The sequence below is a fragment of the Actinophytocola algeriensis genome (genome assembly GCF_014203735.1).
Lineage (GTDB): Bacteria > Actinomycetota > Actinomycetes > Mycobacteriales > Pseudonocardiaceae > Actinophytocola > Actinophytocola algeriensis.
On record NZ_JACHJQ010000001.1, the window covers coordinates 330,063 to 343,551 of the forward strand.

15 protein-coding genes are annotated in these 13,489 nt (G+C 70.5%); 8 read left to right on the plus strand and 7 right to left on the minus strand.

Annotated elements, in window-relative coordinates; translation table 11 throughout:
• Positions 1 to 49: 49 nt before the first annotated feature.
• Entirely contained in the window at positions 50 to 430 is a 381-nt protein-coding gene (locus FHR82_RS01560; RefSeq protein ID WP_184808405.1) for a hypothetical protein, read from the plus strand.
• On the opposite strand, the gene FHR82_RS01565 is transcribed toward FHR82_RS01560, so the two are convergent.
• The 5 genes from FHR82_RS01565 to FHR82_RS01585 form a co-directional block, all read right to left on the minus strand.
• Positions 411 to 848: a nuclear transport factor 2 family protein gene (locus tag FHR82_RS01565; RefSeq protein ID WP_184808406.1), complete on the minus strand. Its 438-nt coding sequence runs from the start codon at positions 846 to 848 to the stop codon at positions 411 to 413. The two genes, FHR82_RS01560 and FHR82_RS01565, sit on opposite strands and share 20 nt — an antisense overlap.
• Positions 845 to 1,711 (minus strand): TIGR03619 family F420-dependent LLM class oxidoreductase, encoded by an 867-nt coding sequence (locus tag FHR82_RS01570; protein WP_184808407.1) that lies wholly within the window; start codon positions 1,709 to 1,711, stop codon positions 845 to 847. Before FHR82_RS01570 ends, FHR82_RS01565 begins: the two co-directional genes overlap by 4 nt.
• Before the next feature lie 73 nt (positions 1,712 to 1,784).
• Complete coding sequence (locus tag FHR82_RS01575) at positions 1,785 to 2,939, minus strand: thiolase family protein (RefSeq protein WP_184808408.1); 1,155 nt, start codon at positions 2,937 to 2,939, stop codon at positions 1,785 to 1,787.
• Entirely contained in the window at positions 2,939 to 3,949 is a 1,011-nt protein-coding gene (locus FHR82_RS01580; protein ID WP_184808409.1) for a thiolase family protein, read from the minus strand. The genes FHR82_RS01575 and FHR82_RS01580 overlap by 1 nt, the downstream gene beginning before the upstream one ends.
• Positions 3,946 to 4,887, minus strand: coding sequence for a Zn-ribbon domain-containing OB-fold protein (locus FHR82_RS01585; protein WP_184808410.1), 942 nt, complete (start codon positions 4,885 to 4,887; stop codon positions 3,946 to 3,948). The genes FHR82_RS01580 and FHR82_RS01585 overlap by 4 nt, the downstream gene beginning before the upstream one ends.
• Before the next feature lie 252 nt (positions 4,888 to 5,139).
• On the opposite strand from FHR82_RS01585, the gene FHR82_RS01590 reads away from it, so the two are divergent.
• The 3 genes from FHR82_RS01590 to FHR82_RS01600 are packed head-to-tail and all read left to right on the plus strand — an operon-like array spanning position 5,140 to position 8,137.
• Positions 5,140 to 5,505, plus strand: a complete 366-nt coding sequence (locus FHR82_RS01590; RefSeq protein WP_184808411.1) for a hypothetical protein — start codon at positions 5,140 to 5,142, stop codon at positions 5,503 to 5,505.
• Positions 5,506 to 5,536: 31 nt separating this feature from the next.
• Positions 5,537 to 6,577, plus strand: a complete 1,041-nt coding sequence (locus FHR82_RS01595; protein ID WP_184808412.1) for an LLM class F420-dependent oxidoreductase — start codon at positions 5,537 to 5,539, stop codon at positions 6,575 to 6,577.
• A 21-nt stretch (positions 6,578 to 6,598) separates the two neighbouring features.
• Positions 6,599 to 8,137: an acyl-CoA synthetase gene (locus tag FHR82_RS01600; RefSeq protein ID WP_184808413.1), complete on the plus strand. Its 1,539-nt coding sequence runs from the start codon at positions 6,599 to 6,601 to the stop codon at positions 8,135 to 8,137.
• Here the strand turns inward: FHR82_RS01600 and FHR82_RS01605 are convergent, their stop codons facing one another.
• Together FHR82_RS01605 and FHR82_RS01610 are read right to left on the minus strand one after the other, a co-directional pair.
• Positions 8,138 to 8,596 carry a hypothetical protein gene (locus FHR82_RS01605; protein ID WP_184808414.1) on the minus strand — a complete coding sequence of 153 codons (459 nt, stop codon included), beginning with the start codon at positions 8,594 to 8,596 and terminating at the stop codon, positions 8,138 to 8,140.
• Between the two features lie 19 nt (positions 8,597 to 8,615).
• On the minus strand, positions 8,616 to 9,386 hold the full coding sequence (locus tag FHR82_RS01610) for a crotonase/enoyl-CoA hydratase family protein (protein WP_184808415.1): 771 nt from the start codon (positions 9,384 to 9,386) through the stop codon (positions 8,616 to 8,618).
• A 57-nt stretch (positions 9,387 to 9,443) separates the two neighbouring features.
• Here FHR82_RS01610 and FHR82_RS01615 point away from each other — a divergent pair, with 57 nt between their 5' ends.
• From FHR82_RS01615 to FHR82_RS01630, 4 genes are all read left to right on the plus strand, one after another.
• Positions 9,444 to 11,060 carry an acyl-CoA synthetase gene (locus FHR82_RS01615; RefSeq protein WP_184808416.1) on the plus strand — a complete coding sequence of 539 codons (1,617 nt, stop codon included), beginning with the start codon at positions 9,444 to 9,446 and terminating at the stop codon, positions 11,058 to 11,060.
• The gene (locus FHR82_RS01620) at positions 11,047 to 12,144 is read left to right on the plus strand and encodes an NAD(P)H-dependent flavin oxidoreductase (RefSeq protein WP_184808417.1); all 1,098 of its coding nucleotides are present in this window, start codon (positions 11,047 to 11,049) and stop codon (positions 12,142 to 12,144) included. Before FHR82_RS01615 ends, FHR82_RS01620 begins: the two co-directional genes overlap by 14 nt.
• Positions 12,141 to 12,671 (plus strand): NUDIX domain-containing protein, encoded by a 531-nt coding sequence (locus tag FHR82_RS01625; RefSeq protein ID WP_311770818.1) that lies wholly within the window; start codon positions 12,141 to 12,143, stop codon positions 12,669 to 12,671. The genes FHR82_RS01620 and FHR82_RS01625 overlap by 4 nt, the downstream gene beginning before the upstream one ends.
• Before the next feature lie 67 nt (positions 12,672 to 12,738).
• Complete coding sequence (locus tag FHR82_RS01630; RefSeq protein WP_184808418.1) at positions 12,739 to 13,263, plus strand: NUDIX domain-containing protein; 525 nt, start codon at positions 12,739 to 12,741, stop codon at positions 13,261 to 13,263.
• Positions 13,264 to 13,489: the final 226 nt, after the last annotated feature.

The following is a 13,489-nucleotide window of genomic DNA, read 5'->3' on the forward strand; positions in this document are numbered from 1 at the left end:
CGTCCGCCCGAGGCAGAGGGCCATGCCCCCGCCCGGGCACGCTGAGCACGTGTCCCGCCGCCTCGCTGCCATCGCCGTCCTGCTGGGCGGTGTGCTCGCGGCGTGTTCGGGCAACAACCCCGCCGTGCACTTCTGTGACGACTACGGCGACGCCGTCGGCAAGCTCTACTCCGCCGCCGGTGACTACGCCGTCGCGCCGGACCAGTTCCACGCCGTCGCGGCGTCCACAATGGACGAGCTGTCGCGGGTGCGGGCCGGTGCGCCCAACGACGAACTGCGCCGCGCGTTCGACTCCGCCTACTTCGCCATGACCGTCTTCAGTGAGGACGAAGGGCTGGCGGACTTCCTCGTGCGCACCGACTTCGCGCAGGACGACGTGGTGAAGGCCTGCGCCGAGTCCGGGGTCGAGCTCAAACCTGACGCAGGGTAGCCATCGCGCGTTCGGTTTCCCAGAACGCGCGCATCGACACGATGAGCCCCGCATCGTCGACCCGGTACACGAACACGCCCTCGGTGTCCACTCTGGACCCACCGGGCAGGATCGTGGTGATCGTGCCGACGTTCGCGACCTCGTTGCCCGCCGCGAACGAGTCGCGGATGTCGAAGTGGAAGCGCTCCACGTTCGCGATCGTCATGTCCCAGAACTTCGAGATGCCCTCGTGCCCGTGGTGGCCATCGCCCGTCGGGTCGAACATCGAGACGCCCACCGGGTCCTCGACCACGCCGTCCTCGGCGAACAGTGCCAGCCACTCCTCCTTGGCACCGCGCGACACCGCGTCCATCGACCGGCGCGACGCGGTGCGTGCGGGGTGGGTCGTATCCGGGCCACTCCAGGTAACGGCTGTCATAGCTGCCCCATGATCTCGTCGGCGAACCGCTTCATCCCGTCCTTCTTCGCCTGCAGCGGCCCGTCGAGGCCGACGCCGTAGAACACCCACGGCACGACGATCGCGTCGGTGACGCCCAGCTCGGCCTGCTGCCGGTAGCCGTCCAGCCCGAACCGGTCCACGCACACGGCCTGGATCTCGAACGGGCCGCTCCGGTCGTACTCCGCGCGCAGCTTGCCCAGCCGGCCGAGCACGTCCCGCAGGTCGTCGAACTTGATCATCGCCGACGTCCAGCCGTCCCCGACGCGGGCCGCGCGGCGCAGCGCGGCCTCGGTGTGCCCGCCGACGTACACCGGGACCGGCTCGGTCGGCGCAGGTGACATCCGCAGCTTCCCGAACTCGTAGTACGTGCCCTCGTAGGACACCATCCCGCCGCCGAGGATCAGCTTGATCACGTCGATGGCCTCGTCGGCGCGGGCGCCGCGGTGGTCGAAATGCCCGCCGCACCACCGGGACTCCTCCGGCGACCAGCCCAGCCCGACGCCGAGCCCGAACCGGTTGCCGGTCAGCACCGCGACCGAGCCGATCTGCCGGGCCAGCAGCACGGGATTACGCGGGTTGAGCTTCAGCACCTGTGTGTAGAAACGGATCCGGGACGTCACCGCGCCCATCGCGGCCGCCGCGACGAACGGGTCCACCCACGGCGTCTCCTCGTTCCAGAACCGGCTGCCGTCCGGGGTGTACGGGTAGGACGCCGACACCTCCTCGGAGAAGAACAGCGAGTCCGGCAACGCGATCGACGCGTAGCCGCACTCCTCCGCCGTCTTCGCCAGCTCGGGCAGCTGGTCGAGCGGACTGAGCGCGACGCCGACTGTGAACTTCATGGCCGCTCCTCGCAGGCTCCGGGCGGCCGCGGTCGCCGATGCTCTACTCGATGGTTGGCTCCGCAAGCTCCGCTCATGGTTTCTCCGCTCCCACGACCCACATCGAGAAGTACTGCGAGCCGCCGCCGTACGCGTGGCCCAGTGCGATCCGCGCGCCGTCGACCTGGTGCTCGCCCGCGCGGCCCATGACCTGCATGGCCGCCTCGCCGAACCGCAACATCCCGGACGCGCCGATGGGATTCGAGGACAGCACGCCACCTGACGGGTTGACAGGTAGCCGCCCGCCCAGCTCGGTCTCGCCCGCCTCGGTGAGCTTCCAGCCCTGGCCTTCCTCGGTGAACCCGAGGTTCTCGAGCCACATCGGCTCGAACCACGAGAACGGCACGTAGATCTCCGCGGCGTCCACTTGCGACAGCGGGTCGTCGATGCCCGCCTCCCGCCACAGCGCCGCGGCCGCGTCCCGGCCTGCTCTGGGGTTGACCTGGTCGCGGCCGGCGAACGTGGTCGGCTCGGTCCGCATCGCGGTGGCGTGGATCCACGCGGCGTCGCGGCCCTGCGCCGCGGACTCGTCACCGAGCACGATCGCGCACGCGCCGTCGGACGACGGGCACGTCTCGTCGTAGCGGATCGGGTCCCACAGCATCGCCGACGCCTGCACGGACTCCAGTGTGATGTCGGACTGGCGCAGGTGCGCGAACTGGTTCTTCGCGCCGTTGCGCCGGTCCTTGACCGCGACGAGCGCGCCGATGTGCGACGGCGCCCCGGAACGCCGGATGTAGGAGCGGACGTGCGGCGCGAAGTAGCCGCCGGCGCCCGCACCGACCGGCATGTGGAACGGCACCGAGATCGACAGCGCCCACATGGCGTTGGACTCCGACTGCTTCTCGAACGCCACCGCCAGCACCCGCGAGTGCTCGCCGCCGTGCACGAGGCTCGCCGCGACGTTCGCCGTCGAACCGCCGACCGACCCGGCGGTGTGCACGCGCAACAACGGTTTGCCGGTCGCGCCGAGCGCGTCGGCGAGCATCAGCTCGGGCATCATGACGCCCTCGAACAGGTCCGGCGCCTTGCCGAGCACGACCGCGTCGATGTCGGCGAACGTCAGGCCGGCGTCGGCGAGCGCGCGGTCGATGGCCTCCCGGCACAGCCCGGCCATGGTCACGTCGAGGCGCTTGCTGCGGTGGTGGGTCTGGCCGACGCCCAGGACGGCGGCGCGCTGCTTGCCCATCAGTCGGCCTCCAGTACGCAGACGAGGTTCTGCTGGAGCGCGGGCCCGCTGGTCGCGTGCGCTAGCGCACGCTCGCCCGGACGGATTCGAGTGGCCGCTTCACCGATGCGGGCGAGGCCCGCGGCGAACATCGGGTTACCTGACAGCGGTCCGCCGGACGGGTTCACGCGCACCTCGTCACCCAGTCCGAGCGCCTGCCGGAGCAGGATCTCCTGGTGGCTGAACGGGGTGTGCAGCTCGGCGAGCGTGACACCGTCCGCGCCCGCGGCCTTCGCGGCGGCCACTGTGGACGGTGAGGTGGTGAGGTCGCGGGCGCCGAGGTGCGGGGTCTCGACGCGGTGGTGGATGCTCGTGATCCGCGCCGGCCGCTCGGTGAGGTCGCGGGCCCGGTCGTCCCGGGCGAGGATGACGACCGCCGCGCCGTCCGTGATCGGCGCGCAGTCGTGCTTGCGGAGCGGGTCGGCGAAGTACGGCCGCCGCAGCAGTTCGTCCGGGTCGCCGCCGCGGCCGCGGGCGGCGACCTCGGCCATGTCGCGCTCGGTCCACAGACCCGCGTCGAGCCCGAACCTGGCCTGCAGGCCCGCGATGCTGACCGCGTCCGGCCACAGGGGACCGACGGTGTACGGGTCGAGCTGCATGGCGAGGACGCGCCGCAGCTGCCCGGCGGAGGACTTGCCGAAGCCGTACACGAGTGCGGTGTCGACCTCGCCGGTGCGGATCTTCACCCACGCCTCGTAGAGCGCCCAGGCCGCGTCGGCCTCGACGTGCGACTCGTGGATCGGGGGGAACGCGCCGATCGCGTCGACCGCGGCGATGAACGAGAACGCGCGGCCCGCCAGGTAGTCCGACGAGCCCGAGCACCAGAAGCCGATGTCCTCTTTGGACAGGCCGACGTTGTCGAGTGCTTCCTTGAAGATGGGCACGAGCATCTCGACGCCGTTGGTGGTGCCGTGGGTCTCGCGGACGTGCGGTGCCTGCGCGAAGGAAACGACGCTGACGTTGTCGGTCATAGGTGTCCCGCATAGGAGTCGTACGGCGCGTCGGGTTCGCCGGTGGGCCGGAAGTGGTCGATGTTCTCGAGCGTCGTGCCCCATTCGTCGCGGGGTTTCCAGGCCGCCTCGACCCGCATGCCCATGCGCACCTCGTCGGCGGCGCAGCCGAGGACGAGGTGGAGGAACGGGATGTCGGCGCCGTCCAGCAGGATGTACGCGGCCACGTACGGGGGCTTGATGCGCTGGCCGAGGAACGGGACGTTGACGATGCAGAACGTGGTGACGATGCCGCGGTCGGGGAGCTCGATCTCCTCCTCGGTCGGCACCCCGTCGGTCGGGCACGCCCCGCGCGGCGGGATGTAGACCTTGCCGCACGCGGGGCAGCGCTGACCGAGCAGCTTGCCGTCGGCCAGTCCGCGCAGGTACCGGCTTTCCTCCGGTGACGCGGAATGCCGGTAGCTCAGGTGGATCGGGGTCGTGAGCATGGTGAGGTCGTCGGCGGCGCGCGGTTCGACGGCAGGCTCGCTGTCCTCGGGGCCGAAGCAGACGATGTCCCGCACGCCGTTGCCGCCGGTGTCCGCCCAGCGCGCGCGGACCCGCATGCCGGTGTGCACGTCGTCGGCGTCGACGGCGTGCAGCATCGGCGTGTCCGCGCCGTCGAGCCTGATGAACGCCCACGTGAACGGACGCTGGAGCGGTTGCCCCGCAAGGGGTTCCGGTTGTCTGCACCAGGACGTGACGGTCCCGGTGTGCGCCACCTCGACCAGGTCGGTGAGTGGTTCGCCGGACACGGGGTCGTACTCGGGGGGTGGCACGTGGACGCGGCCGTCGGTGCCACGCGCGCCGTGAATCCGCCGCTGGGCGAGTCCGGTGACGAACCGGCTCAGCGTCGGACCGAGTGACCGGGTGTAGTCGAACCCGATGTCGAGCGGTGCGGACAGCGGCGCCTGGGTCACACCCAGAGTGAAACACGTTCTACTTTCCCCGGCAAGGTCCGCTCGTGAAAGCGGCTTGAAAGCGCGCTCGGACTCGAGTCCTCCCGCTCGACGAGGAGGGGGACACCGGACGGGTTCGGCACCGAGGAGACCTGCGGGCGCACGGCACGCTCGGCCTCGAGCACGGCGGCTGCGCGTTCCTGAACTGGTACGAGGACGGCGGATCGGGCAAGGTCGGGGACGTGTCCTGCCCCGGCACGATCTGGGTGCCCGGTGACCCCGAGACGACGGTCTACCGCGAGGGCGTCGACCAAACCGACGCTGTTCAGCCACGCCGTCATCGCGAACGGGCTCGGCACGCTCGTCAACGAGCGCGCCACGATCATCCACACCTATCGCGTGAACACGCTCGACCTGATCAGCGCCGCGAGCGCCGCGCTCAAGGAGACGTCCACCGAGACCACCGACCTCGTGCCAGGGTGGCGGGTCGTGCGGGGCATCGGCATGGCGCTCTCGATCCACCCGGAAGAGGCGTACGCGGCCGACGTCGCCGGCTTCCGCGCCGCGCTGAACGCGGTGCCGAGCACGTTCCCCGAGTTGTACGACCTCACCGGGAACAGTCCAACCGGGACACACTGATGCCGCTGAGAACCCGTTCTACTATCGGGTCATGAAACTTGGACTGCAGCTCGGGTACTGGGGCGCCGGCATGCCGCCCAACGCGGCGGAGATGGTCGTCGCCGCGGATGAGGCCGGGTATGACGCGGTGTTCACCGCCGAGTCGTGGGGGTCGGACGTGTTCACGCCGCTCGCCTGGTGGGGGTCGGCGACCCGGCACGTGCGGCTCGGGACGGCGGTCGCGCAGCTGTCGGCCCGCACGCCGACGGCGGCCGCCATGGCCGCGCTCACGCTCGACCACCTGTCCGGCGGGCGGGCGATCCTCGGGCTCGGGGTGTCGGGGCCGCAGGTCGTGGAGGGGTGGTACGGCGCGCCGTTCGGCAAGCCGCTCGCCCGCACCCGCGAATACGTGGACATCGTGCGCAAGGTGCTGGCCAGGGAGGCGCCCGTGACCAGTGCGGGGCCGCACTACCCGCTGCCTTACACCGGTCAGGGTGCGGACGGTTTGGGCAAGCCGCTGCGGCCGATCACCCATCCCCTCCGCGCGGAACTGCCCATCTGGCTCGGCGCGGAAGGGCCGAAGAACGTCGCGCTCGCCGCCGAGATCGCCGACGGCTGGCTCGCGGTGTACTACTCGGAGAAGCTCGCCGAGCAGTACAACTCCTGGCTGGACGAGGGGTTCAGGCGGCCCGGCGCGCGGCGGTCGCGGGCCGACTTCGAGGTCGCGGCGAACGTGTCGATCACGGTCACCGACGACGCGGCCGCCGCGTACGACCGGCACCGGCCGGTGATCGCGCTGTACGCGGGCGGCATGGGGGCCGAGCAGAAGAACTTCCACGCCGACCTGTTCCGCCGCATGGGGTACGGCGAGGTCGTGGACGAGGTCACCGCGCTGTTCCGGGCGGGCCGCAAGGCGGAGGCGGCGGCCGCGGTGCCGGATGAGCTGGTGGCCGAGACCGCGATGATCGGGACCGCCGAGCAGGTGCGTGCGCAGGTCAAGCAGTGGGGCGACCGCGGCGTGACGATGCTGATGGTGGGCGGTCAGGACGCCGCGCAGGTGCGCTCGGTCGCCTCGGTTCTTGCCGAGAACTGAAACACGTTCTAGATTGACGGGGTGGCCTCGACCGGACTGTGGAACATCGCCAGAGAGCAGCCTGACCTGACCGCCGTGGTCGATCCGGACGGCAGGGAGGTGACCTACGCCGAGCTGGCCGCCGCGGCCGACCGCTACGGCCGCGGCTTCCAGGCCATGGGCCTGTCGCCCGGTGACAGCGTGGTGCTGTTGCTGCCCAACGGCATCGACCTGGTGTCCGTCTACTTCGGAGCGTTCCAGACCGGGCTGTACGTGGTCATGGCGAACTGGCACCTGGTCGGCGCCGAGGTCGCGTACCTGGTCGAGGACAGCGGCGCGAAGGCGTTCATCGCGCACGAGCGCTTCGCCGACACGGCCGCCGACGCGTTGTCCCGCACCGGGGTCGCGGGGTTCGCGGTCGGCGACGTGCCGGGATTCTCGCCCTTGTCCTCGCTGGGGGCCGACGAGACCGGACGGCCGGACGTGCGGACGGCGGGGTCGCCGATGCTGTACACGTCCGGGACCACCGGCAGGCCGAAGGGCGTGCGGCGGCCGCTGACCGGCGCGGACCCGGACGTCGTACCGCCCGCCGCGTCGTGGTTCTTCGGGATCTTCGGGATCGGGCCGTTCGACGGGCACGTGCACATCTGCGGTTCGCCGCTGTACCACACGGCGGTGCTGAACTTCGTGGCCAACTCCGTCCAACTGGGACACACGGCGGTGCTGATGGACCGCTGGCGGCCCGAGGAGATGCTGCGGCTCATCGAGAAGTACCGCGTGACGCACAGCCACATGGTCCCGACCCAGTTCCACCGGTTGCTGGAACTTCCCGAGGACGTCCGGTCACGCTACGACGTCTCGTCGCTGCGGTGCATGATCCACGGCGCCGCACCGTGCCCGCAGGAGGTCAAGCGCCGGATGCTGGACTGGTGGGGTCCGGTGGTGACCGAGTACTACGCGGCGACCGAGGGCGGCGGGACGGCCATTTCCGCGCAGGAGTGGCTGGCGAAGCCGGGATCGGTCGGCCGCGCGTGGCCGGGGTCGGTGGTGGCGGTGCTGGACGAGTCCGGCGAGCCGGTGCCGGCGGGCACGCCCGGGCTGGTGTACATGCGGATGGGCGAGTCCACGTTCGAGTACCACAAGGACGCGGACAAGACGCGGGCCGCGCGGGTGGGGAACCTGTTCACGTTGGGGGACATCGGGTATCTGGACGAGGACGGGTACCTGTACCTGTGCGACCGGAAGGCCGATCTCATCATCTCCGGCGGCGTGAACATCTACCCGGCGGAGATCGAGAACGAGCTGGCGGTACACCCGAAGGTGGCGGACGTGGCGGTGTTCGGCGTGCCGAACGACGACTGGGGCGAGGAGATCAAGGCTGTCGTGCGGCCCGCTGCCGGGGTGTCGCCGGGACCGGAGCTGACGGCGGAGCTGCTGGCGTTCGCGGCGGGCAGGCTGGCGAAGTTCAAGCTGCCGCGGAGTGTCGACTACGCGGAGGAGCTGCCGCGCGACCCGAACGGCAAGCTGTACAAGCGAAAGCTGCGCGATCCCTACTGGGTGGGGCGGGAGCGCGCCATCTGATCACGTGGTCGGGACGCTCGGTTGCCTGGCCGCGAGCGCGACCACCGCGGGCTCGGCCTGCCCGCCGAGCGCCGGCGCGATGGTCTCGCAGATCTCGGACGAGACGCACACGATGTGCCACCGGTCGCCGATCACGACGGTCTGATCGTGCACCTGGACGCGCAGGTTGTTCACGAGCTGCTTGGACTCGCCCCAGGTCATGAGGATGACCTCGGTGTCCTCCACCCAGCAGCGGACGTTGTCGATGGCGTTCATGTCGCTGTAGACGTGGTCGTCGCACCGGGTCCACGTCAGCCCCGGCGTGGTCCGCGCCTGCTTCAGCAGGGCCATCGGATCGGCGTACGGTCTGCCGTCGTCGACGGTGGTCGTGGTCATCGGCGCGCTCGCCGTGTCGTCGCCGCTGGTACAGCCGACGCAGCACAGGGCAAGGACCGACAACACTCCTGCCAGTGATCGCACGCGAGGCAGCGTAGCGCGATCACCGGTCCTGGAATCGTGGCGGGCGCTTCTCGGCGAACGCCTTCGGGCCCTCCTTGGCGTCCTCGCTCGCGAAGACCTTCAGGCCGATCTCCGCGTCGAGGGTGAACGCCTCGTTCTCGTGCATGCCTTCGGTCTCGCGGATGGTGCGGAGGATCGCCCGCACCGCCACCGGGCCGTTCGCGGCGATCGCCTCCGCGAGTTCCATGGCCTTCGGCAGGGCCTCGCCGTCCGGCACCACGTGACCGATCAAGCCGATCCGCAGCGCCTCGGCCGCCCGGATGTGGCGGCCGGTCAGCAGCAGGTCCGCGGCCACCGTGTACGGGATCTGCCTCGGCAGCCGCACCGCCGAGCCGCCGAGCGGGTACAGGCCCCAGCGCGGTTCCGACACCCCGAAGCGGGCGCTTTCGCCTGCCACCCGGATGTCGGTCGCCTGCAGGATCTCCGTGCCGCCCGCGATGGCCGGGCCCTCCACCGCCGCGATCAGGGGCTTGGTCAGGCGGCGGCCCTTCAGCAGCGGCTCGATCACCGACGCGTCGAACGAGTTCTCGCTCGGGTGGTTCGTGGTCATGGCCTTCAGGTCGGCGCCCGCGCAGAAGACGCCGCCCGCGCCGGTCAGCACACACGCGCGCACCGCGGGGTCCTCGTCGACGCGGTCCCACGCCTCGCGCATGATCTTCAGCATCTCGGCCGAGAGCGCGTTGCGGGCCGCCGGGCGGTTCATCGTCACGACCAGTACCTGGCCGTTCAGTTCGACGAGGCAGTCCGCCATGAATTCACCTCCTGCTCAGGCATTGCCAGAAACGATAACACGTTCTAATTTAGTTCCGTGGCCCTCAACATCGCGGACCTCTTCGAGCATGCAGTCGACGCCTTTCCCGACCGGACCGCGATCGCATGCGGCGACCGCGCGGCGACCTTCGCCGAACTGGAAGGGCGTGCCAACCAACTGGCCCATCACCTGGCGGAACAGGGCATCGGGCGCGGCGACCACATCGGTCTCTACAGCCGCAACTCCATCGAGGCGATCGAAACCCTGCTCGCGGCGTACAAGCTGCGTGCGGTGACGGTCAACGTGAACTACCGCTACGTCGAGAACGAGTTGCGATACCTCTTCGACAACGCGGACCTCGTCGCCGTCGTCCACGAGCGGCGCTTCTCCGACCGGATGGCGGCGGTCCTGCCGGACACGCCCGGCGTGCGGCACACGCTCGTCATCGACGACGGCACCGACCTGCCCAGCGACAGCACCGGGTACGAGGACGCGCTCGCAGACCAGTCGACCGAGCGGGACTTCGGTGAACGCAGCCCCGACGACCTCTACATCCTCTTCACCGGCGGCACCACCGGTTACCCGAAGGGCGTGATGTGGCGGCACGAGGACGTGTGGCGCACCCTCGGCGGCGGCATCGACTTCTACACCGGCGAGGCGCTGCCCGACGAGTGGGCGCAGTCGCAGCGCGGCCGCGAGTCCGGCGGCATGACGCGGCTGCCGTGCGCGCCGCTCATCCACGGCGCCGCGCAGTGGGCCACGCTCCCTGCCCTGTTCGCCGGTGACACCGTGGTGCTGCTGCCGCAGTTCGACCCGCACGAGGTGTGGCAGGCGATTGACCGGCACCAGGTCCGCGTGGTCACGATCGTCGGTGACGCGATGGCGCGACCACTGCTCGCCGCCTACCAGGAGGGCGACTACGACGCCTCGTCGGTGATCGCGTTCTCCAGCCACGCCGCGCTGTTCTCGCCGTCGGTGAAGGAACAGATCCTCGAGGCGCTGCCGAACGCCGTCATCACCGACGCCATCGGGTCGTCGGAGAGCGGTTTCCAGGGCATGGGCGTGATCCTCAAGGGCTCGAAGCCGGGTGCGGGCGGGCCGAGGGTGAACGGCGGCCCGAAGACCATCGTGATCGATGATGACAACCGTCAGGTAGCGCCCGGGGAGACCGGCAGGCTCGCCCGCGGCGGGCACGTGCCGATCGGCTACTACAAGGACCCGGAGAAGACCGCGTCGATCTTCGTCGAGGTCGATGGCGAGCGGTACGTGGTCGCGGGCGACTACGCGCGGCTCGAGGAGGACGGCACGATCACGTTGCTCGGCCGCGGCAACGTCTCGATCAACACCGGCGGGGAGAAGGTGTTCCCGGAAGAGGTCGAGGCCGCGCTGAAATCCCACGCGGACGTCTTCGACGCGCTCGTCGTCGGCGTACCTGACGAACGTCTGGGACAGCGGGTCGCCGCGCTCGTGCAGCCGTGGGAGGGCCGCGATGTCGACTTCGTGGCGCTCGACACGCACGTGCGCGAACAACTCGCCGGGTACAAGACGCCGCGCAGCATCTGGACCGTCGAGCAGGTCGGCCGCGCGCCGAGCGGCAAACCCGACTACCGCTGGGCGAAGACCTACACCGAGGAGCACGATCCCACCTGGAAGGCGGCCAATGTCGGGGTCTGAGGCGCTGTGCGAACGGCTGGGCATCCAGCACCCGATCTTCGGCTTCACGCCGTCCGAGCACGTCGCGGCGGCGATCAGCCGCGCGGGCGGGCTCGGGGTGCTGGGCTGCGTGCGGTACAACGACCCGGCCGACCTCGACGCCGCACTGTCCTTCATGGACGAGAACACCGGTGGCCGTCCGTACGGTGTGGACATCGTGATGCCGGCCAAGATCCCGACCGAGGGCACGCCGAAGGACCTGTCCGCGCTGGTTCCCCAGGGGCACAAGGAGTTCGTCGAACGGACGCTGCTCAAGCTCGGCGTGCCGCCGCTCTCCGGTGGGTCTGCGGGCGACGCGGGTGTGCTCGGCTGGCTGCACTCGGTCGCCCGGTCGCATGTGGACGTCGCGCTGGGCCACCGGATCTCCCTGATCGCCAACGCGTTGGGTTCACCGCCGACGGACGTCATCGAGCGCGCGCACGAGGCCGGGGTGCCGGTCGCGGCGCTCGCCGGTACCGCGGAGCACGCCAGGCGACATGTCGACAACGGTGTGGACATCGTCGTGGCGCAGGGCTACGAGGCGGGCGGGCACACCGGCGAGATCGCGTCGATGGTGCTGGTCCCCGAGGTCGTCGACGCGGTCGGCGAGCGCGTTCCCGTGCTCGCCGCCGGCGGGATCGGCAGCGGCAGGCAGGTGCTGGCGGCGCACGCGCTCGGCGCGTCCGGCGTGTGGATGGGCTCGTACTGGCTCACCACCGCCGAGTACCAGCTGGGCGAGAGCGCGGTCCAGACCGCGCTCGTGCGGGCGACGTCGAGTGACACCGTCCGGTCGCGGATCTACACCGGCAAACCCGCGCGGCTGCTGAAGAACAAGTGGACGCAGGCGTGGACCGAGGCGGACGCCCCGGAGCCGCTGCCCATGCCGCTGCAGAACATGCTCGTCGGCGAGGCGCACCTCCGGATGTCGAAGGGCGGTGACCCGGACGTGGTCGCGATGCCCGTCGGCCAGATCGTGGGGCGGATGAACGAGGTCCGCCCGGTCGCGGAGGTCATGGCGAGCCTGCTCACCGAGGTCGAGGAGGCGCGGGCCAGACTGAAAGCGTGAGCATCAGGACGCTTTCTTCGCGGATCGTGTACGAGAACCCGTGGCTGACGCTGCGCGAGGACGAGATCGAGCTCGCCGACGGGACGCGCGGCATCTACTCGGTGATCGACAAACCGGACTTCGCGCTGGTCATCCCGTTCGAGAACGACGGCTTCCACCTGGTGGAGGAGTACCGGTACCCGCTCGGCGAGCGGCGCTGGTGCTTCCCGCAGGGCGCGTTCCCGCAGGGCGTCACGGGCACGCCGGAGGAGCTGGCGGCCGCCGAGCTGGGCGAGGAGACCGGCTTCACGGCGGGCCGCTTCGAGCGGCTCGGGTACCTCAACGGTGCGCACGGCATCACCGGCCAGAGCTACCACGTGTTCCTCGCGACGGACCTGACACCCGGTAGGCCGGAGCGGGAGGTCACCGAGCAGGACATGCGGCAGGAGTGGTTCCCGCGCGGCGAGGTGGAACGGATGCTGCGCGACGGCGTGATCACCGACGACTCGTCACTCGCCGCGTACCTGCTCTACACGATGCGTACGTGAAGGCGCTCGCTCTCGGCGTGGCCGGGTTCGCGCTGGCCGGAGGGGCTGTGGGGAGCAGGGTGCGGTCGTGAGGCAGCTGTCGTCGCGGTTGGTGTACGAGAACCAGTGGCTGTCGCTGCGGGAGGACCAGGTCGCGCGAGCGGACGGCTCGCAGGGCATCTACTCGGTGGTGGACGCCGCCGACTTCGCGCTGGTGATGCCGTTCGAGAACGACGGGTTCCACCTGGTCGAGCAGTACCGGTACCCGGTGGGGGCGCGGTCGTGGGAGTTCCCGTCGGGGTCGTTCCCGCAGGGTGTCACCGGCACGCCGGAGGAGCTGGCGGCCGCCGAGCTGCGGGAGGAGACCGGGCTCACGGCCGGGAACCTCGAGCGGATCGGGTATCTCAACCCGGCGAACGCGATGTCGGGACTCGGGTGCCACGTCTTCCTCGCGACGGACCTGGCACCCGGTAGGCCGGAGCGGGAGGCCACCGAACAGGACATGCGGCAGGAGTGGTTCCCACGCGGCGAGGTGGAGCGAATGCTGCGCGACGGCGTGATCACCGACGGTCCGTCGATCGCGGCGTACCTGCTGCTGAGACTGCGGAGCTGACGCACCGCGGCAGGTTGCCCGCGAAGCGGGCCGCAACAAAGGGAGCCGCAAGGGGGCGCGAGCCCACACCACTCCCGAGGCTGCCATCCCGGAGACCTGCCACTCTGGCGAGGAGGCCCGTCCGGCGAGGACAAACCACCCACAGCAGCCGGAGCAGGGCGGACCGGGGCAGCGGGGTCAACCCCAAGCACGCCGCACAGCCGAACCAGCCAGATCAGCGGGCCAA

Coding starts and splice junctions, on each gene's coding strand:
- FHR82_RS01620 (WP_184808417.1), top strand. CDS start 11,047: ATGTCGGGGTCTGAGGCGCTGTGCGAACGGCTGGGCATCCAGCACCCG.
- FHR82_RS01570 (WP_184808407.1), bottom strand. CDS start 1,711: ATGAAGTTCACAGTCGGCGTCGCGCTCAGTCCGCTCGACCAGCTGCCC.
- FHR82_RS01565 (WP_184808406.1), bottom strand. CDS start 848: ATGACAGCCGTTACCTGGAGTGGCCCGGATACGACCCACCCCGCACGC.
- FHR82_RS01575 (WP_184808408.1), bottom strand. CDS start 2,939: ATGGGCAAGCAGCGCGCCGCCGTCCTGGGCGTCGGCCAGACCCACCAC.
- FHR82_RS01595 (WP_184808412.1), top strand. CDS start 5,537: ATGAAACTTGGACTGCAGCTCGGGTACTGGGGCGCCGGCATGCCGCCC.
- FHR82_RS01610 (WP_184808415.1), bottom strand. CDS start 9,386: ATGGCGGACTGCCTCGTCGAACTGAACGGCCAGGTACTGGTCGTGACG.
- FHR82_RS01580 (WP_184808409.1), bottom strand. CDS start 3,949: ATGACCGACAACGTCAGCGTCGTTTCCTTCGCGCAGGCACCGCACGTC.